This is a genomic window from Peteryoungia algae (assembly GCF_030369675.1).
Taxonomy (GTDB): Bacteria; Pseudomonadota; Alphaproteobacteria; order Rhizobiales; family Rhizobiaceae; genus Allorhizobium; species Allorhizobium algae.
Window position 1 is genome coordinate 3,190,899 of sequence record NZ_CP128477.1, and the last position, 25,643, is coordinate 3,216,541.

The 25,643-nt window shown below is 61.1% G+C and carries 19 protein-coding genes; 7 read left to right on the forward strand and 12 right to left on the reverse strand.

Features of this window, described 5'->3' with window-relative positions; all coding sequences use genetic code 11:
• The first annotated feature begins 90 nt into the window (after nt 1-90).
• The 6 genes from QTL56_RS15150 (at nt 91) to QTL56_RS15175 (ending at nt 5,983) form a co-directional block, all read left to right on the forward strand.
• Nucleotides 91-849 (forward strand): M48 family metallopeptidase, encoded by a 759-nt coding sequence (locus tag QTL56_RS15150; RefSeq protein WP_245137228.1) that lies wholly within the window; start codon nt 91-93, stop codon nt 847-849.
• Nucleotides 850-921: 72 nt separating this feature from the next.
• Entirely contained in the window at nt 922-1,596 is a 675-nt protein-coding gene (locus QTL56_RS15155; RefSeq protein WP_245137227.1) for a phosphoribosylanthranilate isomerase, read from the forward strand.
• Nucleotides 1,593-2,813 (forward strand): tryptophan synthase subunit beta, encoded by a 1,221-nt coding sequence (gene trpB, locus QTL56_RS15160; protein ID WP_245137226.1) that lies wholly within the window; start codon nt 1,593-1,595, stop codon nt 2,811-2,813. The genes QTL56_RS15155 and trpB overlap by 4 nt, the downstream gene beginning before the upstream one ends.
• A gap of 2 nt (nt 2,814-2,815) precedes the next feature.
• The gene (gene trpA / locus QTL56_RS15165; protein WP_229575341.1) at nt 2,816-3,655 is read left to right on the forward strand and encodes a tryptophan synthase subunit alpha; all 840 of its coding nucleotides are present in this window, start codon (nt 2,816-2,818) and stop codon (nt 3,653-3,655) included.
• 38 nt (nt 3,656-3,693) lie between these two features.
• Nucleotides 3,694-4,602, forward strand: a complete 909-nt coding sequence (gene accD / locus QTL56_RS15170; RefSeq protein ID WP_245137225.1) for an acetyl-CoA carboxylase, carboxyltransferase subunit beta — start codon at nt 3,694-3,696, stop codon at nt 4,600-4,602.
• 40 nt (nt 4,603-4,642) lie between these two features.
• Nucleotides 4,643-5,983: a bifunctional folylpolyglutamate synthase/dihydrofolate synthase gene (locus QTL56_RS15175; RefSeq protein ID WP_245137224.1), complete on the forward strand. Its 1,341-nt coding sequence runs from the start codon at nt 4,643-4,645 to the stop codon at nt 5,981-5,983.
• Nucleotides 5,984-6,034: 51 nt separating this feature from the next.
• Here QTL56_RS15175 and trxA read toward each other — a convergent pair whose 3' ends face one another.
• The 12 genes from trxA to QTL56_RS15235 all read right to left on the reverse strand — a co-directional run bounded on the left by trxA (nt 6,035) and on the right by QTL56_RS15235 (nt 23,609).
• On the reverse strand, nt 6,035-6,355 hold the full coding sequence (gene trxA / locus QTL56_RS15180) for a thioredoxin (RefSeq protein WP_136560009.1): 321 nt from the start codon (nt 6,353-6,355) through the stop codon (nt 6,035-6,037).
• Between the two features lie 75 nt (nt 6,356-6,430).
• The gene (gene addA, locus QTL56_RS15185; protein ID WP_245137223.1) at nt 6,431-9,988 is read right to left on the reverse strand and encodes a double-strand break repair helicase AddA; all 3,558 of its coding nucleotides are present in this window, start codon (nt 9,986-9,988) and stop codon (nt 6,431-6,433) included.
• On the reverse strand, nt 9,981-13,169 hold the full coding sequence (gene addB / locus QTL56_RS15190) for a double-strand break repair protein AddB (RefSeq protein WP_370660297.1): 3,189 nt from the start codon (nt 13,167-13,169) through the stop codon (nt 9,981-9,983). The genes addA and addB overlap by 8 nt, the downstream gene beginning before the upstream one ends.
• Before the next feature lies 1 nt (nt 13,170).
• Nucleotides 13,171-13,905 carry a nucleotidyltransferase family protein gene (locus QTL56_RS15195; RefSeq protein ID WP_245137222.1) on the reverse strand — a complete coding sequence of 245 codons (735 nt, stop codon included), beginning with the start codon at nt 13,903-13,905 and terminating at the stop codon, nt 13,171-13,173.
• Nucleotides 13,906-13,910: 5 nt separating this feature from the next.
• Complete coding sequence (gene tsaE, locus QTL56_RS15200; RefSeq protein WP_245137221.1) at nt 13,911-15,440, reverse strand: tRNA (adenosine(37)-N6)-threonylcarbamoyltransferase complex ATPase subunit type 1 TsaE; 1,530 nt, start codon at nt 15,438-15,440, stop codon at nt 13,911-13,913.
• Nucleotides 15,437-17,887, reverse strand: coding sequence for a PAS domain-containing sensor histidine kinase (locus tag QTL56_RS15205; RefSeq protein WP_441295303.1), 2,451 nt, complete (start codon nt 17,885-17,887; stop codon nt 15,437-15,439). The genes tsaE and QTL56_RS15205 overlap by 4 nt, the downstream gene beginning before the upstream one ends.
• Before the next feature lie 333 nt (nt 17,888-18,220).
• Entirely contained in the window at nt 18,221-19,618 is a 1,398-nt protein-coding gene (gene ahcY / locus QTL56_RS15210) for an adenosylhomocysteinase (protein WP_245137220.1), read from the reverse strand.
• 161 nt (nt 19,619-19,779) lie between these two features.
• Entirely contained in the window at nt 19,780-20,058 is a 279-nt protein-coding gene (locus tag QTL56_RS15215) for an HPr family phosphocarrier protein (RefSeq protein ID WP_267499010.1), read from the reverse strand.
• 4 nt (nt 20,059-20,062) lie between these two features.
• A complete protein-coding gene (locus QTL56_RS15220) occupies nt 20,063-20,464 on the reverse strand; it encodes a PTS sugar transporter subunit IIA (protein ID WP_148164974.1) in 402 nt (133 codons plus the stop codon).
• Nucleotides 20,465-20,581: 117 nt separating this feature from the next.
• Nucleotides 20,582-21,040, reverse strand: coding sequence for an HPr kinase/phosphorylase (locus QTL56_RS15225; protein WP_245137219.1), 459 nt, complete (start codon nt 21,038-21,040; stop codon nt 20,582-20,584).
• A complete protein-coding gene (locus tag QTL56_RS15230) occupies nt 21,037-22,818 on the reverse strand; it encodes a sensor histidine kinase (RefSeq protein WP_370660298.1) in 1,782 nt (593 codons plus the stop codon). Before QTL56_RS15230 ends, QTL56_RS15225 begins: the two co-directional genes overlap by 4 nt.
• A 65-nt stretch (nt 22,819-22,883) precedes the next feature.
• Nucleotides 22,884-23,609 carry a response regulator transcription factor gene (locus QTL56_RS15235; protein WP_229575389.1) on the reverse strand — a complete coding sequence of 242 codons (726 nt, stop codon included), beginning with the start codon at nt 23,607-23,609 and terminating at the stop codon, nt 22,884-22,886.
• 339 nt (nt 23,610-23,948) lie between these two features.
• Here QTL56_RS15235 and QTL56_RS15240 point away from each other — a divergent pair, with 339 nt between their 5' ends.
• Nucleotides 23,949-25,559, forward strand: coding sequence for a phosphoenolpyruvate carboxykinase (locus QTL56_RS15240; protein ID WP_245137218.1), 1,611 nt, complete (start codon nt 23,949-23,951; stop codon nt 25,557-25,559).
• Nucleotides 25,560-25,643: the final 84 nt, after the last annotated feature.

A 25,643-nucleotide genomic window follows, 5' to 3' on the forward strand; every position in this document is an offset into this window, starting at 1 on the left:
GGATGCGCAAATGATGAGTTCGAGGTCGGCGCTGTTGCGCCGGCCTTTTTTGTAGCGGCCAGAGACCACGAATCGGCTAGAACACGCATCATGTTTCCCCTGCTCAAGAAGCTGAAACCGCAAAAAGCCCCGGCAATCCAGCTGGACCGCGCAATTGCCGTGGATGGACGATCCATTCCGCTGACCATTCGCAAGAACAGCCGCGCAACCCGCATCACGCTCAGGATCGAACCGGGTGGCCGTGCGCTGAAGATGACCATACCGCCCGGATTGCGTGAAAAGGACATCGACGACTTCCTAGATCGGCATCAGGGCTGGCTCAGTACGAAGCTCAAGCGGCAGAAACCGGCCGGTAGTATCGAGGATGGCGGCGAGATCCTCCTGCGCGGTGTGGCCCACCGGATCGTTCATACGGGACAATTGCGCGGCCTCACACAGTCGATCGACAGCGAGATTGGTCATGTGCTGAGCGTCAGTGGTCTTGAAGATCACCTCTCGCGGCGTGTTGCCGATTTCCTGAAGAAGGAAGCACGCCGCGATCTGGAGCGATTGGTTGAGCATCATGCCAGGAATGTCGGCAAGCCGGTCAACAGCATGACCCTCAAGGACACCCGCAGCCGCTGGGGTTCGTGCTCCTGGGATGGCAAGCTCAGCTTTTCCTGGCGCATAGTCATGGCGCCGCCCATTGTAATCGACTATCTGGCCGCTCACGAAGTTGCGCACCTGCGCGAGATGAACCATGGTCCGGCCTTCTGGGCGCTCTGCCGCAAACTCTGCCCCGAAATGGACGAGGCCAAGGCCTGGCTGAAGCGTCACGGTTCAGCATTGCATGCAATCGACTTTTCCTGAGTGATCCGCGACCATTCAGCCTTTGTCGCAAATTGGCTCGACTCTTTTTTGATTTCGTGCGACTTCGCTGCCATGAGACCCGATATCAAGATCTGCGGACTGAGGACGCCGGAGGCGGTCGATCGCGCGGCCGAGCGCGGCGCGAGCCACATCGGCTTCATATTTTTTGACAAAAGCCCGCGCAATATCGAGCCCGATATCGCAGGTGTGCTCGCCGACCGGGTTCGCGGTCGTGTCAAGAGCGTTGCCGTCACGGTCGATGCCGACAACGACGAACTCGACGAGATCATCGCGTTGATGCGCCCTGATATCCTTCAGTTCCATGGCCACGAAAGCCCGGAGCGCCTGTTGACCGTGAAAGCCGTGACCGGGCTTCCGATCATGAAGGCATTTTCCATCCGCGATGCCGATGACCTGAGGCGTATCGAGCCCTATATAGGGATTGCCGATCGTTTTCTCTTCGATGCAAAGCCGCCTGCCGGATCAAATTTGCCGGGCGGCAATGGTGTTACTTTCGATTGGCGCCTGCTGCGTTCGCTTGACGACAGCGTGGAATACATGCTTTCCGGGGGGCTCAACAAGGCCAACATCGCGGAAGCGCTTCGGGAAACCGGAGCGCGGGCCATCGATGTATCCTCGGGCGTCGAATCCGCGCCAGGCATCAAGGATCTGCAGATGATGGACGAGTTTTTTGCGGCCGTTGCCGAAGCAAGTCGTGCGCAGCCGGTTTCAGGGAGTGTCAAGTGAACCAGTCACCCAAACCCAATTCCTTCCGTGAAGGTCCCGACGAAGACGGCCGTTTTGGCATCTTCGGTGGCCGCTTCGTTGCCGAGACGTTGATGCCGCTGATCCTCGACCTGCAGGCAGAATGGGAAAAGGCGAAGACGGATCCGGAATTCCAGGCCGAGCTGGCGCATCTCAACACCCATTACACCGGTCGTCCGAGCCCGCTTTATTTCGCCGAACGGCTGACGGAAGAACTCGGCGGCGCGAAGATCTACTTCAAGCGCGATGAGCTGAACCACACTGGTTCGCACAAGATCAACAATTGCCTCGGCCAGATCCTGCTTGCCAAGCGCATGGGCAAGACCCGCATCATCGCGGAAACCGGCGCTGGCCAGCACGGTGTGGCCTCGGCCACGGTTGCGGCCCGCTTCGGCATACCTTGCGTCGTCTACATGGGCGCAACCGACGTCGAGCGCCAGGCGCCGAACGTCTTCCGCATGAAGCTTCTGGGCGCCGAGGTAAAGCCGGTGACGGCGGGCCACGGCACACTCAAGGACGCCATGAACGAGGCGCTGCGCGACTGGGTGACCAATGTCGACGACACCTATTACATGATCGGTACCGCAGCCGGACCGCATCCGTATCCGGAGATGGTTCGCGATTTCCAGTCGATCATCGGGCGCGAGACGCGCGAGCAGATGCTCGCAGCCGAAGGCCGCCTGCCGGATATGCTGGTTGCCGCTGTCGGCGGTGGTTCGAACGCAATCGGGCTGTTCCACCCCTTCCTCGACGACGAGAGTGTCCGCATCGTCGGTGTGGAAGCCGGGGGCAAGGGTCTCGAGGGTGAGGAGCACTGCGCCTCGCTGACAGCAGGATCTCCGGGCGTCCTGCACGGCAACCGCACCTATCTGCTGCAGGATGACGATGGCCAGATCAAGGAAGGTCACTCGATCTCTGCTGGCCTGGATTATCCGGGTATCGGTCCGGAGCATTCCTGGCTGAAGGATATGGGACGCGTCGAATACGTGCCGATCAGGGACGACGAGGCGCTCGCCGCCTTCCAGCTTCTGACGCGCACCGAAGGCATCATCCCGGCGCTCGAGCCGAGCCACGCTCTGGCTGAAGTCATCAAGCGCGCGCCTGACATGGACAAGGACCAGATCATCGTGATGAACCTCTGCGGCCGCGGCGACAAGGACATCTTCACTGTCGGCAAGATTCTCGGTATGGGGCTCTGATCATGACTGCGCGTATGGACCAACGTTTCGCTGCCTTGAAGGCAGAAGGCCGACCGGCACTCGTCACCTATTTCATGGGCGGCGATCCGGACTATGACACGTCACTTGCGATCATGAAGGCCCTGCCGGAAGCTGGCGCCGACGTCATCGAACTTGGCATGCCATTCTCCGATCCGATGGCAGATGGCCCGGCGATCCAGCTTGCCGGCCAGCGTGCATTGAAGGCCGGCCAGACCCTCGTGCGCACGCTCGATCTCGCGCGCGAATTCCGCAAGACGGACAACGAAACGCCGATCGTGATGATGGGCTACTACAACCCGATCTACGTCTATGGCGTCGAGCGTTTCCTCGATGATGCACTGGCTGCCGGGATCGACGGCCTGATCGTTGTCGACCTGCCGCCGGAAATGGATGACGAACTCTGCATTCCGGCCCGCAGCCGCGACATCAATTTTGTCCGTCTGGCGACACCGACCACGGACGACAAGCGCCTGCCGACCGTTCTTCAGAACACCTCGGGCTTTGTCTATTATGTCTCGATGAACGGCATCACCGGCTCGTCGCTGCCGGATCCCTCGCGCGTCGCCGGCGCCGTCCAGCGGATCAAGGCTCATACCGACCTGCCGATCTGCGTCGGTTTTGGCGTCAAGACCGCCGAGCATGCCCGCCTGATCGGCGCCAATGCCGATGGCGTTGTCGTCGGGACCGCGATCGTCAATCAGGTTGCCACCAATCTCACAGCCGATGGAAAGGCGACGGCGGACACGGTTCAGGCTGTCGTCACCCTGGTGCGCGGTCTGGCAAGCGGGGTGCGTTCAGCGCGCCTTGCTGCTGCCGAATAAGCACCCCATATGGGCCCGAAACATCAGGAGTAAGCCGCGTGAACTGGATCACCAACTATGTGCGCCCGCGCATCAATTCCATGCTGGGTCGCCGCGAAGTTCCGGAAAACCTCTGGATCAAGTGCCCGGAAACGGGCGAGATGGTCTTCCACAAGGATCTGGAAGAGAACAAGTGGGTCATCCCGGCCTCCGGCTATCACATGAAGATGCCGGCCAAGGCGCGCCTGACCGATCTCTTCGATGACGGCAAGTATGAGGCACTGCCGCAGCCGAAGGTGGCGCAGGATCCTTTGAAGTTCCGCGATTCCAAAAAATACACGGATCGCCTGAGAGACAGCCGTATCAAGACCGACCAGGAAGACACGATCGTTGCAGGCGTTGGCAGCGTGCAGGGTCTGAAGCTCGTCGCCGTCGTCCACGAATTCAACTTCATGGGCGGCTCGCTCGGTATCGCCGCCGGCGAAGCGATCGTGAAGGCCTTCGAGCGCGCCATCAAGGAAGAGTGCCCGCTGGTCATGTTCCCGGCTTCGGGTGGGGCACGCATGCAGGAAGGCATCCTTTCGCTCATGCAGCTGCCGCGCACGACCGTGGCTGTCGACATGCTCAAGGAAGCCGGCCAGCCCTATATCGTCGTTCTGACAAACCCGACCACCGGCGGCGTCACTGCCTCCTATGCCATGCTGGGCGATCTTCACATCGCCGAACCTGGTGCCGAGATCTGCTTTGCCGGCAAGCGCGTTATCGAACAGACGATCCGCGAGAAGCTTCCTGAAGGCTTCCAGACGTCGGAATATCTCCTTGAGCACGGCATGGTCGACTTGGTCGTCAAGCGCCATGACATTCCCGACACGCTCGCGCGGGTTTTGAAGATCATGACCAAGCGCCCGGCCGAAGACATCACCGTGCCTGCCGCGGTGGAGAAGCCGGCTGAGAAGGCCTCGGCCTGATCTGCGTGTTCTGTGAGGCCGCGGCAGCGGAACGAATGTGATGACAGCCCCCATCGTCAGCCTGGCCGACGCCGAGATCGAAAAGCTCATGGGGCTGCACCCCAAAGGCTATGATCTTTCGCTCGACCGCATCCGCCGCCTTCTCGAAGTGCTGGGCAATCCGCACATGAAGCTGCCGCCGGTCATTCATGTGGCCGGGACCAATGGCAAGGGCTCAGCCACTGCCTTCTGCAGGGCGCTGCTCGAAGCTCAGGGACTTTCCGTCCACGTTCACACGTCGCCACATCTGGTGCGCTGGCACGAGCGCTATCGCATCGGGGTCAAGGGTGGTCGCGGACAGATCGTCGACGATGCTCTGTTCGCCGATGCGCTCCGCCGCGTCGCTGAAGCCAACGGCGGCAAACCGATCACCGTTTTCGAGATTTTGACGGCAGTAACGTTCATTCTCTTTTCCGAGCAGCCTGCCGACGTTGCCGTTATCGAGGTCGGTCTTGGTGGCCGCTTCGATGCAACGAATGTGGTCGAAAACCCGGCGGTCTCGATCATCCAGCCAATCTCGCTCGATCATCAGGCTTATCTCGGTGACCGTGTCGAGCTGATCGCCGCCGAAAAGGCGGGCATCATGAAGCGGGGTGTGCCGGTGGTGATCGGCCATCAGGAGTTCGATGGAGCCAAGGATGTGCTGATCGGCACCGCCGAGCGCCTCGGCTGTCCGCTCACCGTCTTTGCCCAGGATTTTCTCGCTTATGAGGAATTTGGTCGGCTCGTCTATCAGGACGAGCTCGGCCTGATGGACCTGCCACTGCCGCGGCTTCCAGGTCGTCACCAGATCGGTAATGCCGCAACTGCCATTCGCGCCGTGAAGGCAGCCGGCTATCCGGTGACGGAAGAGGTCGCCGAAAAGGCCATGCTATCGGTCGAATGGCCGGGCCGCCTGCAAAGGCTGACCGAAGGTCGTCTGGTGGAAAGAGCGCCGTCCGGGTCCGAGATCTGGCTCGATGGTGGCCACAATCCAGGGGCGGGCGAGGTGATCGCGGAAGCCATGGTCTCCATGGAAGAGCGTCAGGCAAGGCCGCTGTGTCTGGTGATCGGCATGATCAACACCAAGGATCCGATCGGCTACCTGCGCGCCTTCGTCGATATTGCGCACAACGTCTACACCGTGCCGATCCTCGGCTCGGATGTGGGGCTTGATCCCGTAGCCTTGGCCCAATCCGCTGCCGAGGCGGGTTTGAAGGCTTTGCCGATGAGTTCCGTGGGCGAAGCGCTCGATGCAATCCGGCAGAAGATGGAGGGATCGGTCCCTCCGCGCATCATGATTGGCGGCTCACTTTATCTCGCGGGCAATGTGCTGGCGGAGAATGGCACCGTCCCGGCATGAAAAAAGCCCGGCGAAGACCGGGCTTTTTCTTTGGTTACAAAGGCTTGGAACTCAGGCGGCGCCAGCGATCCAGCTGGACAGCGCAGTCTTCGGTGCAGCACCGACCTTGATGTCCGCCACTTCGCCACCCTTGAAAACAGCGAGCGTCGGGATCGAGCGAACGCCGAACTGTGCGGCCAGTTCCGGGTTTTCGTCGATGTTGAGCTTGACGATCTTCACCTTGCCAGCGAGTTCGTTGGAGATTTCTTCGAGGCTCGGGGCAATCATCTTGCACGGGCCGCACCATTCGGCCCAGAAATCCACGACGACAGGTTCGGAAGCGTTGAGAACCTCGGCCTGGAAATTGGACTTGTCGACTTTAACGGTAGCCATGGGGCTCTCCCTTCATAAACACGGATTTGACTAGATATGTGATGCCGCACGGCAGCAATTTCAATATGCGGTATCTCACGATGTCTCGAGGTCGGCAAGAGACCGCTGGAGCAAGTCCTCGTCGGGACGGATCAGGCTGCCGTTTTCGGTATAGATCAGCCAGCATTCTACTTCTTTACCCGGATAGAGCGGCTGCAGGATTTCACGATATATCGCGAGCTGAACCCGATGGGAGAGCGGTGACCGGGCGGCATCCGAGGGCGGATTCCGGTTCGTCTTGTAGTCGGCGATAATTACCCTGTCAGAAAGCACGGCCATTCGGTCGATCCGGCCCGACACCGCGCGAAGCTCCCCTTTGAGCCGCATCGTGCCCATGACCGAAACCTCTGCCCTGCTGCCTGGGCCGAAGAGTGGAGCAAGGTTCTCGTCCTCCAGAACAGACATGACTGTCGAAACGAGCTTCTCGCGCTGCTCGGCCGGCCAGAACCGCGCGGCCCGTTCCGCATAGCGCGTTGCGGCCTCCCGCTTTTCTATTCCTGTAACTCCGGGGAGGTTCTGCAACATCCGATGAATGAGCCGCCCGCGCTGCAGGGCAAGATCGGCTTTTTCCTCGGTTGCAAACAGTGCGGACGCCGTCACCGCATCCTCGTCGTCATCCACCACGATGCTGCCCGCACCTGAGGGACTGAGCGGCCTCGGCAGGCTGACCGGTGGTGGGAGCGACTTTCCGAGGGCCGACGGCAGGCTGTGCTTTTCTTCGGTCTCGGCAATCGGGTCGACCAGCGGCAAATCTCGCTCAGCCTCCCCGAGCGACCACCGCAATCCGCTCCAACTGCCGTCAGGACCATGAAACTCAGCGGGCCGCGAACGGCCCTCATCCGCGCCGAGCGCGCGGGAGATCATTTTGTGCCAGATCTCGCCCGTGTCCTGCACCCCGCGATAGCCGCCCACAATCAGGCGGTCGGCAGCCCGGGTCATCGCGACATAGAGCAGGCGACGATACTCTTCCTCGGCCTGATCCTTGCGCCTTTCCAGATCGCTTGCGGAGATCGAGTTGCCCAGCGCCTTGGTCGGAACCCAGATCGGTAGCGGGACCGATTCAGACGTTTCGAGGATCCTGAGTTTCGCCACATGATTGGAGTTGAACGGCTTTGAGCCCCCGTCGATCAGAAAGACGATGGGTGCTTCCAGACCCTTGGAGGCGTGCACCGTCATGATGCGGACTTCGTTGCGTTCCTTGTCCTGCTCGCGTTTGACCTCTGGCGCTTCCATTTCGAGCGTCGATACGAACGACTGCAGCCCGGGCAGCCCGCTGGTCTCGAAGGACAGGGCAAAGGTCAGGAATTCGTCGAGAATGTCGCTGACTTCGGAGCCGAGGCGGCCAAGATAACACCGTCTGCCACCATGGACACTCAGAACACGGGCATAGAAATCATGGACCGAATGCTGCCGCGACTGATCGAGGAACAGGCCGAGCAGGTGATGCGTCTTTCGCCAGGCGCCGTCGGTCTCTGCGCGCTCGGTCAGTCTTGCCCAGAGGCTCTGGGCTTCCGGCCGCTCGGCCGCGAGATCCATCAATGCCTCTTCGCTGTGGTTGAAGAGGGGACTTTTCAGCAAGGAAGCGAGCGAGAGGTCGTCGCCGGGAAGCAGAAGGAAGCGCCCGAGCGCCAGCATGTCCTGGACCGCAATGTGACTCGTCAACTTCAGGCGGTCGGCGCCTGCAACAGGAATGTTGTGCGGACGCTTGAGGGCGCGGGTCAGCGCATTGACGAAACCGTCGCGCTTGCGCACGAGAACCAGAATGTCGCCGGGGCGGATCAGCCGCTTCTGGCCCTTTTCGATGATCGTCTCCCGTCCCACGATCTGGCTGATATGGTGTGCAACGCGGCGGGCGAGAATGGCGGAGGGCGCACTCTCCGGCGTCGCGTCGAAGGGAGTGGTCCAGTCTTCGTCCTTCTCCTGCTTTTCAGCCACGATCATGTCCCAGACGTCGACCGTCCCGGGATGCCCGATCCGGCTCGACTGGTGCACGACCGCATCGCCCCCGGCGCTCAGGCCCCGGCTGTTTTCCGCAAAGCTGAAGACCTGATCGACGGCCGCCAGCACCGACTGCGTCGAGCGGAAGGAGAGCGGTAGACGCACCGTGTTGAAGTTCTGCCCGCTCTCGGCCACGGCCTGTGCGGTCTGGCGTGCTTCCTGCGAGAACTGCTCCGGCCGGGCGCCCTGAAAGGAGTAGATCGACTGCTTCTCATCGCCCACTGCAAAGAAGGTGCGGATGCCGGGCCGGGCACCGAGGCCGGTGAAGAAGTCTTCCCTGAGGGACCGAATGACGTCCCATTGCACCGGGCTCGTATCCTGCGCCTCGTCGACGAGGATGTGGTCTATGCCCTGGTCCAGCTTGTAATGCACCCAGGCGCCGACATCGCCCCGCGTCAGGAGCCGGGCGGTGCGAACGATCAGATCCTCGAAATCGAGCTGCGAGCGCCGCTTCTTCAGCTCCTCGTAGTCCCAGTCGAGACGAAAGGCGAGGGCGAGAGCTGAGCGCGTCGCTTCGTACATCCTGAAGATCCGCAGCCGATCGCGCATGGCAACGACATGATCCCGCGCTTCAATCACAGCATCCTTGAGGTCAGGGGCGGCCTTGGTCATGGCAGCCGCGATCAGCGAACTGTCGGCCTTCGGCGCCTCCTGGCCAGTCAGGAAGGCCTGGTCCAGCAGTCTTGCCCGCTCCACCCCATCCGTTTCCACGAGCGCCTTCTCCAGCACCTCCGCTACCGCGCGCACTTTCTCGCCGCCCTTTTCGAGAGCGAGCTGGATATAGCGGCTGAAATTGCCGCCCGACAGACCGGCGAGGGGCCAGTAGTTTTCCGCGCGACTGGCCTCGCTTTCCAGCGGGCCGATGTCGAGCCCTGTGCGTAGAGCGGCGTCCAGACCGCCAGCCAGTTCCGCACGCTGTCTGAAGGCGCGGATCGCATGCCGATTGGCCACGGTGTCGGAGATCAGCGCTTCAAGCCCACTTTCGTCGGCGATGCTGAGGACTTGCGAGAAGGCTTCCGCCAGAACTGCGTCATTCTCCGTCGAGGTCGCTGACAGCAGCGATCGACGTGCTTCGGCGAGCACGGTCACTGCCGCTCTGTCGTCGAGCACGTTGAAATGGCCGGCGACATTCGCTTCCAGCGGAAACTGGTGGAGCAGGGCTTCGCAAAAGGCATGAATCGTTTGGATCTTCAGACCACCAGGCGTTTCCAGCGCCTTGGCAAAGAGCCGCCGTGCAGCCGCAAGTGTCGCCCGGTCGGGCTCCTTCTGCTCGATGGCGGTGATGCGCTTCGCGAGCTCCGCGTCGTCCAGCGTCGCCCATTCGGCAAGCCGCTCGAACACGCGGTTCGACATTTCAGACGCAGCAGCCTTGGTATAGGTCAGGCAGAGGATAGAGGAGGGGCGGGCACCGGCGAGCAGCAGCCGGATCACGCGCTGTGTCAAGACATGCGTCTTGCCCGAGCCTGCATTGGCGGACACCCAGGCAGATTGGCCGGGATGCGAGGCACGTGACTGGGCAAGTGTCGTCCAGCCAAGCCAGGTAGCCGGATCGCTGCCCGTGGGAAGCGCATCCAGGGAAAATTGCAGGTCACTCATCCCCGGCTCCTTCTTCGGCTTCCGCCGTCGACCACTCCGCGACACGCGCAAGATGGTCGTATTCGCCGCCATAGCTGTTCTGTTCCGCTGGGATGAGACGGGACACATAACCGCGCTCGCCGCTTTGCAGTGCCTGAACGAACCGACCGAGTTCATCGACGGATTGCGTTGCAAGCTCGAGAGCCGATTTCTTGCTGTCGCCGCGCGTGGCCATCTCGTTGTTCACCTGGTCTGTCGAAAAGCGGTCGCCGGGCCGCAGTCGCACGTAAACGAGGTTAAGGGGTTTCACGTCACCGGCCGGCTTGAAGGCGCCTTCGAGAAGGGCCGCTGCCTCCAGTGCCAATTGTGGGTCGAGCAGGCTACGCGCCTGGTTGGCGCTTGGATTGAGGCCGGTCTTGTAGTCGATGATGTCGGCGAAACCACCCCCTCGTATGTCGATGCGGTCAGCAATGCCGCTGATGGTGATGTCGATCGGGCGCAGCAACACATTGCCCCGCACCTCCGTCAGCGATCGCCGGATTTCCGGTCGGCGCTGTCGCTCCCAGGTGAGGAAGGCCGAGGCGACGCTGTAGAAACGTTGCCGCCAGACGATATCGATATGAAGGGGCAGGGCCTCGGCAAGGAATTCCTCGTCGGTGATCCGGTGGAGGATCTCCAGAGCGTCGAGTCGATCGGGGTCATGTCCCTCGCGGATGAAGCGCTCAACGATCCGATGATAGAGTGTTCCGCGTTCGGCCGCACCCGGATCCTGATTGAACGTGTCGATCTGATCGAGGCGCAGGATCCGCCTCGCATAAATGGCATAAGGGTCGCGCCTGAACCGCCCGACTTCGGAAAAACTGAAGGAACGCGGCTGCAGATCGACACGCGGGCGCGGTGCCGGTCGCTGCGCCGGAGCCTGGCTCTCGCCCTGGTCGATCAGGTCGGCGTAGCGACGATAGATCAGACCACGCTCTCTCATGGCGTCTTCCAGCAACGTTCCGCCGAGGGCCATCAGGCGCTGCAGCCAGCGGGAGGCGACCGTCGGCGCGGACCCCTGGCGAAGCGCCCGTGAGAAAATCAGGTTCCGGGTGCCACAAGCCATCTGAAAATCATGAGCCACCTGGCCGATCTGCCGCTCCGGCGGTTCAAGCCCGACTTCAGTCTTCATCACGCGCGAGAGGAAGGGATTGTTCTTGGTCTGGCCGGGCCAACTGCCTTCGTTCATCCCGCCGATCACCATCATGTCGACATTCTGCAGGCGCGCTTCCAGCGTGCCGAAGATGAAGACACGCGGATGCCGCATGGCTCGCGGCTTGACCGCCTGTCCTGCCATTAGCGCAGTGAGGATGTCGACCCATTGCGCCCCGTCTGCCTCGATCTGGCCATCCGTCTCCAGAACGTCCGCGAGAAGCCGGGCAAGTGCCTCGCCCGCCGCATCGCCCCAGAGACCTGCGAGATCCGCGCGCTCGTCAATGGTGACGGCTTCCAGCACGCGTCCTGTGCGTTCTGCCCAGTCGCTGAGGGTGAGCCTTTGCGAGAGGATGTGGCCATCGCGCGACCGCACAAGCGATGAGACCAGCGGTTCGACCGCCGCCGTCACGCGTTTGGCAAGTTCTAGCGCAAGGTCGATCTCCTCGGGGCTGATCGAGATACGCCACTGCGGCTTGTGGCGGTCTGCAAGATGCAGTTCAAGCCCGCCTGCGAACAGCGGCTCCATCTCCGCGAGATCGAGAGTTGCCAGCCCACCACGCAGCGCGATCCGTTCCAATGTGTCAGCGGCCTTGCGCATGTCTTCGGCGGCGAAGCCGAAGCGCGCAAGCGGATGCTTGATCAGGGACACGATTGCCACAGGATCGCCCGGACGCAGGCATGCCTCGGCGACCACCTGGGTCAACATCGCCGCTTGTGTTCCGGTCATCGGCGTACCCGCCGAATCATCCGCCTCGATTCCGAATCGCGCAAGTTCGGACATCACGCGGCGCGCCAGTGCGCGATCGGGTGTGATCAGCGCCACGCGACTTTCGGGATTGTCCGAAGCCTGCTCCAGGCCTAGACGAAGGGCGATCGCGATGGCGGTTGCCTCCTCGCGCTCGTTCGCCGTCTCGATGAGCGCAACATCGCGGAAAGCGTCGAGTACTCGGTGATCATCCATACCCCCGCGCCAGGCTTTCCAAGTGTCTGTCGCCTCCGCAGGCGCCATGGCACGAGACAGGAACTCGGCTCGATCTCTGAGGGCTTGCGTTGCGGGTTCGAGCACCTGGACATCAGCGCGGTCGAGCTTCATGTGGCGAAGCAGATGCGCAAGGCCATATTGCGGATGCCCCCGTACGGCCGGGCTCTGTCGCATCAGAGAGATATCCCGATCGTTCAGCTTTTCCCAGTCGTCGTCCGGCATGTCGAGATCGAGCCCCGGCAGCACCACGGCGCCGTGGTCGAGTTCGGCAATTGCGGCAATCAACTCGGCTGCAGCCGGGATCGAGCCGGTCGAACCCGCAACGATGACCGGGCCATCTGCACCTTGTCTGCGGAAACGCTCTGCCTCGGCCCTGAGCACGGCATCGCGATGGCGCGCCGGAGAGGATCGCACCAGTTCCTCCAGGCGCGCCGGCCAGAAACTGGTCGCGATCTTGAGAAACTCCAGCGTCAATTGCCACCAGGACCCAAAGTCTGCGGATTGAAGTTTATCTAGGTCGCTCCAGTCACATCCCTCCGTCTCTGCAGCTTCGATCAGCTCGACGAGCGCACGGGCCAGCCAGACGGCATCGGCCGGGCTGGCGGGCGCAACGAGCGGCGTGTCGGCATGGATCGACCGCACGATGTCAGGCAACTGGTTGCGCCATGCGAGGATCAGGCGCGCCAGCTCCAGAAGCATGACGGTCCCGCTGACGGGCGGTGCGAGATCCATGAGAGAGGGAGCATTGAGATCGAAGAAGCCGCTGTCGTCGTCGGTTTCTCCGAGTGTCCGGATATCGGGCAGAATGGCAGCGCGGCCGCCCAGCAGGTCCACGAATTCCGAGCGCAGGACGCGGGCCGCCCGTCGGGTCGGCACGAGTAGTGTCACCGCAGCCAGCGCCAGGGGATCATCCGGATCGTAGCGGAAGCCGTCGGTGAGACGTCCGTCGAGCAGTGCCTCCGTCAGTGTCCTGAGAAAGGGCCGGCCCGGAGGGATCGTCAGCAGACGCGGCGCCTTTGCCATCATCTCAGGCGCTCCTGACGTTTCGGGCGACCACAGCTTCGGCAGGCGCGATCGCATCAGGCGTCCCGACGGTGAGCCACTGACCCTTGAGGCCTGTGCCGTACAGGCGACCGGCGGCAATCGCACGATCGAAATAGATGTTGAGGTTGAAGGGACCCTCGGGCGCGTCGTCGAGCATATGCGGCATCAGCACCAGTGCCCCGGCATACACGACCGGATTCGCGGCCCCGGGGACATGGCGGGTGAGCCGACCATCTTGCGCCATCGAAAAATCGTTCTTGCCGTTGTGACCCGTGGTCTGGTCCTGTTCGACGCAGAGCATCGACATGTCCATGCGAGAGGCATCGAACTGTTTCGCAAGCTTGGAAAGGTTGTCCGGCTCACCGTCCGGTTCGCCGACCCAGAAGAGGTCGGCATTCATCACCAGAGCAGGCTGATCCCGGTCGAGCAATTTGAGCCCTTTCGCCAGGCCGCCGCCGGAGTCCATTAGCCGGTCGCGTTCGTCCGAGATCCGGATCTCGACGCGCTTTTCCTTTGCCAGATGCGTTTCCATCTGGTCGGCATGATGGTGGACATTGACGACGATCGTCCTCACCCCGGCGGCAATCAGCGCGTCGAGCACATAATCGATCATCGGCTTTCCACCGATGCGGACCAGCGGTTTCGGCATCGTCTCTGTAATGGGGCGCATCCGCGTACCGAGTCCGGCCGCCAGCACCATGGCTTGCTTGATGATCATCTCTTTCAGGCCGGTGATTCGGGAAGTTCGATTCCAGCCTCTATGCACCAGTTCCGCAAGGGGGCGAGGACCGGATGTTCGAAAGCAACCGCGAGATGCCAGAGCGTGCGAGGAAGATGGCGCATGTAGCCGGGCTTTGCGTCTCGATCCCTGAGGCGCACCCAGAGCCCGTTCAGCTTGCAGGCCCGCTGCGCAGACATGATCGCCCAGCTCTTCAGGAAGGCAGCTTCATCGAAGCTCGATATCCTTGCTCGCGCAGAAAGATAATCGGCCATCAATTGATCCATGAGGGCGCGCTCGATTGTGACCCGCGCATCCTGGACCAACGAGACCACATCATAGGCCGCCGGCCCGATCATGGCATCCTGGAAGTCGATCAATCCGACCCTGTCATGCCCCTCGCGATCCCCCCGCCAGAGGATGTTCGGCGAATGGAAATCGCGGAGCACGATCGATGTGTCGGCATTCGCCAGCTCGTCGATCAGATGATCCCATATGTCGAGATAGCGTTCGCGCTCTGCCGTCGAGACCGCCTGGCCACCGCGTTTCCAGGGGAGGTGCCAGTCCAGCAGCAACTCGACCTCGAATTTCATCGCAGCACGATCAAAGTCCGGGATGATATGGTGGTGCCCGCCGGGGATGATGATCTCGCGCTCGAAGGGCGTATCATGAATGGCGGCAAGACAGGCGGCACTGGCACGATACCGTTCGGCAATCGGTTTGCCGAGATTGTCCAGAACGCCCTCTTCTCCGAGGTCTTCTAACAGAAGCAGTCCGGCATCGAGTTCCTGCGCCAGCACTGCGGGAGCTGCGAAACCCCGCTCCCTGAGCGCCTGTCCGATCGCGACAAAGGGGCGGACATCTTCTGCCAGATGCACCAACTGCGAATAGGGCTTGCCATCACGGATTGGCGGACCATTCGGCCGCTTTGGCGCATCCATCAGTACAAGCCGCGTGGTCCCGTTGGCCGGATAGACTGACTCATAGGCACGGTTGGATGCGTCACCGGTGAGGTGGCGCCTGTGCATGCCGATGTAACCGTTGTCCTCGAGAAATCGGCGGATGTCCATCACACGCCGCAGCCGGGCAAGTTTCGCTTCCGGTGCCTGGATTGTCAGATTGCGCCCACCGTCCGGAGCGAATTGAAATGTGATCCCGACATGGTTCTTCGGCAGCGCGCTGCCCGCCTTGTCGGGCCATTCGATGAGGCAGATGCCGTCTGCCAGTGCCTCGTCAAGACCCAGCTCGTCGAGCTCGCTTGGGTCAGACAGCCGGTAGAGATCGAAATGCGCGACGCGGATGCTGAGGTTGTAGTTCTGAACAAGAGTGAAGGTCGGGCTCGGAACTTCCAGTTCCGGGTCCCCCGCCATGGCTCGGATCAAGGCGCGGCTCAGCGTGGATTTCCCGGCGCCGAGATCACCCTCCAGGGCGATGCAGTCGCCGACTTGGAGGGCGAGAAGCAAGTCCTCGCCGAACAGTGCGGTGGCACGGTCGTCGGCGAGGTGGATAGTAAGCGGGGTGGCCTCGGCGCTCATTCGGCGGCGGCGATCAACTGCGGTAGACTGGCAGAGGGAATTCGGCAATTGACCGTCGTCCCGTTTCCGGGCTCGCTTTCGATCTTGACGTCGCCATTGTGCAGATTGACGAAGCTTTGCACGATCGAAAGGCCAAGGCCTGGCCCGCTCCGCTTGCCGCCCCTTGCGCTTGTCGAGAAGCGGTCGAAGGCCGAGGAGACGAGATCCGCGCTCATGCCGCAGCCGCTGTCGCGGACCGAAAAGACGAAGTCATCGGCTTCTCTCCAGCACTTCATCGAGACAACCGAGCCTTCGGGGGCGTAGTTCACGGCATTGGTGAGGATCTTGATGAGGATCTGCTTCAACCGCTGCCGGTCGGCAATCATATTGCCGAGCTGCGCCGGAGCGGCGATCTCCAGCGTCACGCCGCCCTCCTGCAGACGGTCGGTCATCTGCATCGAGACATCATCGAGAAGGTCACTAAGATCGATTTCAGAATAGTCGAGCTGCATGATGCCGGCATCGACCGTTGCGAGATCGAGAATGTCGTTGACGATGGTCAGGAGCACCGAAGACGAGGTCGAGATATGGTCGATGTATTCGGCCTGACGCTCGTTGAGCGGGCCGATTGTCGGGGTCTTGAGCAGATCGGTGAAGCCGATAATGTTGGTGAGAGGCGAGCGCAATTCGTAGGAGACGTGCTGGACGAAGTCGTTCTTCAGCTCGTCGGCCTTCTGCAGCGCCTCGTTTTTCTCCTTGAGTGCCCGCTCCGCACGAACACTGTCCGTCATGTTGACGAAGGTCAGCATGGTCTGCGCATTTGGCAGCGGCGTCACGGCGTAATCGAGCACGAGGCCCGAATAGAGTTCCAGCGTGCCCTGGCTCGAAGGTCGCTCGTCCTCGAAGCTCGTGATCATCTTGCCGAAGGCCTTCCAGCCATCAGGCTTGTCATAGGACGGGCCGCAGGCCGCTTCGAGCAGGCGTATATGCGTCCCGAAGGCGGCCTGCGCCTCGGTGATACCCCAGAGCGCGCGGAAGGCGGGGTTGGAGAGCTGGATTCGGCCATCGGGCCCGAAAACGGCTACGCCTTCCGACAGATGGTCGATGGTTTCGCCTTGAACCTGGACCAGCGTGTTGTAGCGGGTTTCCAGATTGACCTGCTCTGTGAGGTTTTCGAAGACCCAGGTCGCGCCGCCCTGCGGGTGCGCAGATGCAATCACGCGAAGCGTCTGTCCGTTTGGCAGATGCCAGAGATCCGTCTGCGTCTCCAGCGCGCGATAGACCGAGAGGCAGTTTTCCTTCCACGCTTTCCAGCTCAGCTGTTCCGGCAGCTTGTGCGCTGCCCGAAGCCGGTCGAGCAGTTCGGCATGATCGGGCCGGCTTTCGAGGAATTTGGCTTCGAGGCCCCAAAGCTGCTGGAAGGCCTGGTTGTAGAACTGCAGGCTGCGGTCGGCGTCGAAGATCGCGACCGGCGTGGCCAGATGGTCCAGCGTATCGGCATGGCTCTTGAGCGTTCGGGTGAGTTCTTCCCGAAGGGTCTCGGCCGAGGAGACATCGATCGCCATGCCGCAGGAACCCGTCGGGCCACGAACATCGACCACGTCGAAGTAGGTGCGCGCGCCGCGCACGGCTGTCGAGACCGTGTCGTGGAACGGCGATTCCGGAGTTGCCGACGCCTTGATCTTCTCGCGGGTCAGGGTGCCCAAGATCTCGCGCCCTTCCTGAACCGCCAGTTGGGGCGAGGAAGCCTCGGCGGCATCGCTGTAGGCCTGGTTGACCCAGACGAGACGACCTTCGGCATCTCTTTGCCAGACCGGCTGTTCGATCGAATCAAGCAGCGACTCGAAGGTCGCAATCGAGCTCCGAAGGCGATTTCGTTCAATCTTCAGCTCGGCGAGTTCCGCCCGCAGGTTGTCGAGAGCGACAAAATGCGCATAGGCGCGGCCGCCATAGAGATTGCCTTGGACATCGAGCACTTCGCCGCGCTGGGTCTCCACCACCAGCTCGAAGGACTTGGCATGCAGGCGCAAAGCTTCGATGGCGCGTTCGACCTCGGTTGCTGACTGCGGTTTCAACCATCGCCCGAATGCCAGGAAATCCGGATCCTGCTGTGGGGCACCCGTTTCGGCGGGAAGCTGGCCGAGCAGTTCTGCCTTGCCGTTGTGGCCTTCCCAGATCACGGTGCGCCGGTTCTTGTCGGCAATAAGGGTCTGGTAGCGGGAAATCTTGTACTGGCTGTCGGAATAGGCGGAGCGCAGTTCGCGGACCTCGACGTCGAGCCTGTTGCGCTGCCGAAGGAGCACTGCGGCGAAGATGAGGGAAGCGGAAATCGTGCCCAAAAGCACCGCATAACCCGCCACATCGATGCTGTCGAAGGCAGGGACTGGTGCGCCGGCAGATTGTGCAAGAACGATTCCAGGGGCGAGGAAGCCGGCAAGGGCGCTGCCGCAGGTCAACAAGCGTCGCATTGCTGCCACGGCGGGGCGCTGTGCCACTTTACGCAGCACACTCGTCGTCAGGTCTGTAGCTGGCCGCCAGAGGCTTGGAAAACCGGCCGTCATAGCCGTATCCCGCTGACGCGGGGCGCGTTGATGTACCGACATTTTCGGTCTGTCTCCGTCTTATTATGTGCCGCATCGTCGACAAGACATCCGTATCCGCGGACCGCTCGTGCAGTTCACGAATCAAGTCCAAAAACAATACCTTCGATGGATAGGGTCGGGAAGGCCGGGCCCCAAAAAAGAAAGCGGCGCCCTTGTCAAGGCGCCGCCTACTAGATGTAGATATTATCCAGCTATAATTTAATAGCGATAGTGTTCAGACTTGAACGGACCCTGTGCCGTGACGCCGATATAGGCCGCCTGTTCGTCGGAAAGCTGTGTCAGCTTCACGCCGAGCTTCTCGAGATGCAGACGAGCGACCTTTTCGTCGAGGTGCTTCGGCAGGACGTAGACGCCCGGCTTGTATTCATCCTTCTTCGCAAACAGCTCGATCTGGCCGAGAACCTGGTTCGTGAACGAGGCCGACATGACGAAGGACGGATGTCCCGTCGCGTTGCCGAGGTTCAGAAGGCGGCCTTCCGAAAGCAGGATCATGCGGTTGCCCTTCGGGAACTCGATCATGTCGACCTGCGGCTTGATGTTCGTCCACTTCAGGTTCTTCAGCGACGCGACCTGGATCTCGTTGTCGAAGTGGCCGATGTTGCCGACGATCGCCATGTCCTTCATCTCGCGCATGTGTTCGATGCGGATGACGTCCTTGTTGCCGGTGGTGGTGATGAAGATGTCGGCCGAGGAAACGACGTCCTCGAGCGTGACCACTTCAAAGCCGTCCATGGCGGCCTGCAGCGCGCAGATCGGATCGACTTCCGTCACCTTCACGCGGGCGCCGGCGCCGCGGAGCGATGCGGCCGAACCCTTGCCGACGTCACCATAACCACAAACAACGGCGACCTTGCCGGCCATCATCACGTCGGTGCCGCGGCGAATGCCGTCGACCAGCGATTCCTTGCAGCCATACTTGTTGTCGAACTTCGACTTTGTGACGGAATCGTTGACGTTGATCGCCGGGAAGGGAAGAAGGCCCTTCTTGGCGAGTTCGTACAGACGATGAACGCCGGTCGTCGTTTCTTCGGTCACGCCCTGGATGGCGTCGCGCTGCTTGGTGAACCAGCCGGGCGTTGCAGCCAGGCGCTTCTTGATCTGCGCGACCAGGATTTCTTCCTCTTCCGACTGCGGATTGGAAAGAACGTCCTCGCCAGCTTCGGCGCGGGCGCCGAGCAGGATGTACATGGTGGCATCGCCGCCGTCATCGAGGATCATGTTGGACAGGCCGCCATCGGTCCACTGGAAGATCTTGTCGGTATATTCCCAGTAGTCTGTGAGCGATTCGCCCTTGATCGCGAAGACCGGAATGCCGGCGGCAGCGATGGCAGCCGCCGCATGGTCCTGGGTCGAGAAGATGTTGCAGGATGCCCAGCGCACTTCGGCGCCGAGAGCCACGAGCGTCTCGATCAGCACGGCGGTCTGGATGGTCATGTGCAGCGAACCGGTAATGCGCGCACCCTTCAGCGGCTGGCTGACGCCGAATTCTTCACGGCAGGCCATGAGGCCCGGCATTTCGGTTTCGGCGATGCTGATTTCCTTGCGGCCGAAATCGGCAAGACCGATATCTGCGATCACGTAATCATGTTTGCTCATGGGATTCTCCGGCTGGATGCGACCCGATCCGCATTGGATGCGGATGGTTTGACTGGCTCTCCCGCAGATTTGTCTGCGGGGCTTGTCTCGTCTTCTAGCAGGGAAAGGCATTCGACGCAATCTGACATAAAGAAGTCTTTATGTCTTTATGTCGCGATGCTTTACATCTCTTCACCGAAGCGATCGGCGACGAGCGTCGCGAGCGCTTCCATCACATCGTGTGCCTGGTTGCCCGAAGCAGAGACGGAGATCGAGCAGCCGGGGCTCGCGGCGAGCATCATCAGCCCCATGATGGAAGTGCCGCCCACGGTCGTGCCATCTTTGGATACGCTGACCTTTGCATCGAACCCGCTTACCGTCTGGACGAATTTCGCGGAGGCTCGGGCATGCAGGCCGCGCTTGTTGATGATCAGGAGATCGCGCGAGATCGGATCAATCATGACGTCACTTACCACTGAGAACACGGCTTGCGACATTGATATATTTGCGCCCGGCCTCCGAGGCTTCGATGAGGGAGCGGTCCATGTCATTGTCGCCGCGGACACCGGCAAGCTTGATCAGCATGGGCAGGTTCACGCCGGCGATCACTTCGATCCGACCCGTGTTCATGACTGATATGGCGAGGTTCGAGGGCGTGCCTCCGAACATGTCGGTCAGGATGATCACGCCGTGACCATCATCGGCACGCAGCACGGCATCAAGAATATCCTGGCGACGCTGGTCCATATCGTCTTCGGGGCCGATGGAAACGGTCTCGATACATTTCTGTGGGCCTACGACATGTTCCACCGCATGGTGGAACTCTTCAGCCAGCTTGCCATGTGTGACAAGCACAAGTCCGATCATTCTCAACTGCCTCTTAGCGTATCTCTCGCCAAATAGCTCAAGATTGGCGTTTCGTCCATCAGTGGGACGCCATCATGTCCATGAAAGCGCGAAGTGCAAGCCAAAACAGCGTGTGGCCTAGCCGTTCCCTTTCAGCGTCTGGATACGCGCGAAAATAAGGCTGAGTGGAAATCGGCTCCAGAGAGGCACCCGGATGGCCGGCAGTCGAATGCCGGGAGCCAGATTGGCTTTCTCATTGTCCGGCGGCAGTCGATCACCTTCGTTGGAGGGAACCGGCAAGACCGCGAAATGAATCTCGGCTTCTGCAACGTGGTCGACAGAGACGATGCCGGAATATCGGAGTTCGATCAGTCCACGAATTGCATCGGGGCAACTGGCGATGATCCTGTCCTCGTCTTGCAGAATAAGGACACGATCATCCGCAACCAGCGCGCCGGGCAGCTGCCGCAGCCGAGCTTCTGCCAGACAGTCGAAGGCGAGGCCCGATTTGCCGCCACCCGACGGCCCCAGATACAGGAGCCCGATGCCGTCAACGGTAATAGCAGTGCCGTGAATGTTGGCAGGGGCCGTGTTCACGTTGATGTCTCGACAGGCAGGGAGAGCATAAAGCGCGCACCGGTGATACGCCCGGTAGCCGGATCCATGACATTCTCGGCTCTCAATGTACCGCCATGGGCTTCGGCAATCTGGCGGCTGATCGACAGGCCAAGGCCCGAATTCTGGCCGAAGCTCTCGCCCTCCGGCCGGTCGGTGTAGAAGCGTTCGAAGATACGGTCGATATCTTCGGCCTGGATGCCCGGGCCGTTGTCCTCGATCTGGATAAGGCAGCGGCTTCGATTGCGCGACAGCCTCACGAGGATACGGCCGCTGTCTGCGGGCGCGAAGGATCGCGCGTTCTCGATCAGGTTGGTGACGATCTGGCCGAGGCGAAGATCATGACCGTTTACGACGAAATGCTGGTTCGATCCGGGCTTCTGGTCGATCACATAGTCGATCTTCACGGCCTTCTTGCCACTGCGGATTTCCCGCGAGATATCGACGAGACTGGAGAGCAGGACTTCGAGATCGACCGGCTTGGCATCCGAGCGAGCCAGCTCCGCATCGAGACGCGAGGCGTCCGAAATATCGCTGATCAAGCGGTCGAGGCGCCGTACGTCGTGCTGGATGATGTCCATCAACCGCTGCCGGGATTGGTCGGTCTTGGCCAGCGGCAGCGTTTCGACAGCGGAACGCAGGGAGGTGAGCGGGTTCTTCAGCTCGTGGCTGACATCAGCGGCAAAGCTTTCGATGGCATCGATCCGGTCGTAGAGCGCAGTCGTCATTTCCCGGAGCGCAATCGAGAGATTGCCGATCTCGTCCTGGCGGATGGAAAAGTCCGGGATTTCTTCGCGCTCCCTTGCCCCGCGACGCACACGAATGGCGGCGGCCGAAAGGCGGCGAAGGGGATTGGCGATGGTTGACGACAGCAAGAGCGAAACGACGATATTGACAAGCGTCGCTACCCCGAACACGCGCAGGATGGCCAGTCGCTCGGCATGCACGATCTTGTCGATGTCGCCGGCCTGCGTCGACAGAAGCAGCACGCCCAGGACTGCTCGCGATCGCTGGACGGGAACGGCAACGGAGACGATCAACTCACCTTGGTCCGTCACGCGGACCACGGCGCCACGCACACCGGTCAGTGCGTTCATGACCTCGGGATAGATCGACCCGTCGCCGCCGGGTGCTTCGCGGTACACCGGCAGATTTCCAGGCTGCAGGATCGTGTTGAAGAGTCGCGTGATCCAGTCGGTGAAGCTGCTGGAATCGTTGTTGACGGGTGGCAGGTCAAAGCGCAGCACCTGACCGCGCGAATAGAGATGCCGTGAATCGAGCAGCAGATTGGCGTCGGCGTCGAACAGGCGGGCGCGAATCCGTGTCGGCGAGATCAGGCGCCTCAAAACCGGCGCCACGCGCTCGGGATTGATCGGGAATTCCAGATCCTCATCCTTCGGCACCGGCGTGATGCTCTGGCCAGCCTGAAGTTCGAGCAGCTTTTCGGGGTCGATGGTGATCGAATTCGTATCGATGGAGGCCGAGGCCGAGACGGCCGCTGCGATGATCTCGCCCTGGGTCAGCAGGCTTTCCACGCGGGCGTCGATCAGCCCCTCGCGGAACTGATTGAGATACATGATGCCGGCAACCAGAACGATGAGCGCGGCCAGGTTGAAAAAGACGATCCGGCGCGTCAGGCTCGAAAAGAGCGCGTGGCCGAAGATCCGCCGGATGAGCGTGAAGGGATGGGTGAACAGCCGACGCTGTTCGGAGCCGGAATCCGGCTCCTCCATGTGTCCTTCGTCAACCTGCTGGGTCAAACCTTTGCCTTTCGCCCGTCTCGACAGCCCACCTGTTCGTCGTCAGGCGCCATGTCGACGAGATCTCATGCTGCTTCGCGGAAGCGGTAGCCCACGCCGTAAAGGGTTTCAATCATGTCGAAGTCGGTATCGACCATCTTGAACTTCTTGCGCAGCCGCTTGATGTGGCTGTCGATCGTGCGATCGTCCACATAGACCTGCTCGTCATAGGCCGCGTCCATCAACGCGTCGCGGCTCTTCACGACACCAGGGCGCTGCGCGAGAGATTGCAGGATCAGGAATTCCGTCACGGTGAGCGTCACCGGATCACCCTTCCAGGTGCAGGTGTGGCGCTCCTGATCCATTACGAGCTGGCCACGCTCGAGCGTCCGGGCCTGCTGCTCGGGGCTTCCCTTTGCAGGTCCGTTGCCGGCCGCAAAGCTTTCGCGGCTCGCTGACCGACGCAGGATCGCCTTCACGCGCTCGACCAGCAGGCGCTGAGAGAAGGGTTTGGTAATGAAGTCGTCGGCGCCCATCTTCAGGCCGAAGAGCTCGTCGATCTCCTCGTCCTTGGATGTGAGAAAGATCACCGGAATGTCGGACTTCTGACGCAGGCGGCGCAGCAGCTCCATTCCGTCCATGCGCGGCATCTTGATGTCAAAAATGGCAAGCTGCGGCGGACGGGCGATAAGACCGTCGAGAGCCGAGGCGCCGTCGGTGTAGGTTTCGACCTTGTAACCTTCCGCTTCGAGCGCAATGGACACCGAAGTCAGAATGTTGCGGTCGTCATCCACGAGGGCGATCGTCTGCATGATATACGTCTCCGTCATCGTTGCGCTGCTCCTGGTCTGTCCAGCCCAGCTCTGGTTCCGTGGCAGTGCGATATGGGGATAAAGGTGGAACAAATTGTGGCAGAGGGGAAGGGGCGTGCCGGGCAGATTCAGGCCAAATGTCAGATTTGCTGTTTCGATCGCTTCATTTCACGATGGAATAGAAGCGGAACTAAACGATTTAAAAAGGTCATTTCTCATTTTAAATCGATTAAATAATTGATATTATTGATTTTTTTGGTGCTCCACCTTGCGTTTTGGTGCCCCGACGTTTAATTTTCGCGCATTCAGTTCTGGCCAATGTGAGAGGAAGGCGCACCCATGGAGGAATTCGGCGTGAGGAACCCCGTTGCGGGGATCACGGATATCGGCTTGGGGAAAGCCGCCAGCATTCGCTACAATTTCCTTGAGGCGGCTCTCTATGAAGAGGCCGTTCGCCGGGGCGAGGCTGAGTTGACGGCAGATGGCGCCCTGCGTGCCCTGACGGGCCAGCACACAGGTCGCTCGGCCAAGGACAAGTTCGTCGTTCGCGATGGAATGACCGATGGTCAGATCTGGTGGGACAACAACAAGCCGATGTCGCCGGAGCACTTCCAGGTGCTGCACCAGGACATGCTGGCCCATGTCGAAGGCAAGGACCTTTTCGTTCAGGACCTCATTGGTGGCGCAGACGCGGACAATGCCTTGCCGACGCGTGTCGTGACCGAATTTGCCTGGCACTCTCTCTTCATCCGCAACCTCCTGATCCGTCCGGAGCGCTCAGCCCTTGAAGGCTTTCTGCCGAAGCTGACCATCATCGATCTGCCGAGCTTCCGTGCAGACCCGGCCCGCCACGGCTGCCGCACCGAGACGGTGATCGCTTGCGACCTGACCAATGGCATCGTCCTCATCGGCGGCACGTCCTATGCTGGCGAAATGAAGAAGTCGGTCTTCACCGTCCTCAACTACCTCTTGCCGTCCAAGGGTGTCATGCCGATGCACTGCTCGGCCAATGTCGGCCCTGATGGCGACGCCGCCGTTTTCTTCGGCCTGTCCGGCACCGGCAAGACCACGCTCTCGGCCGATCCGAAGCGCACCTTGATCGGTGACGATGAACATGGTTGGGGCGAAAACGGCATCTTCAACTTCGAAGGTGGCTGCTACGCCAAGACCATTCGTCTTTCGGCAGAAGCTGAACCGGAGATCTTCGCCACGACCAGGCGCTTCGGCACGGTGCTCGAAAACGTTGTGCTCGATGAAAACCGTATCCCGGATTTCAACGATGGCTCGCTGACGGAAAACACCCGCTGCGCCTACCCGCTGCATTTCATTCCAAATGCATCGGAGACCGGCATCGCGCCCCATCCGAAGACGATCATCATGTTGACGGCCGATGCCTTCGGCGTTCTGCCGCCGATCGCCAGGCTGACGCCGGAACAGGCCATGTACCACTTCCTGTCAGGCTACACGGCGAAGGTGGCCGGCACTGAAAAGGGCGTGACAGAACCGGAAGCCACCTTCTCGACCTGCTTTGGCGCACCCTTCATGCCGCGTCATCCGACCGAATATGGTAACCTGCTGCGCGACCTGATTGCACGGCATGAAGTCGATTGCTGGCTCGTCAATACCGGCTGGACCGGCGGCGCCTATGGCACCGGAAACCGTATGCCGATCAAGGCAACGCGTGCCCTCCTGACCGCTGCCCTGACCGGGGAGCTGAAGAAGGTCGAAATGCGCATGGATGCCAATTTCGGCTTTGCCGTCCCGGTCGCCGTTGCTGGCGTCGATACGAAGATCCTCGACCCACGCTCCACCTGGACAGACGGTACGGCTTACGACGCGCAAGCCAGAAAGCTGGTCGGCATGTTCATCGACAACTTCGCCAAGTTCGAAGCTCACGTTGATGGCAAGGTCCGTGACGCAGCCCCGGGCATCCGTCTCGCGGCCGAATGATGCACAGATTTGACGATGAAGAAGAGGCCCGGCATGTTGCCGGGCCTCTTCCGCTTCAGGCTTGCCTTTGAAGTCTTTGCGGCC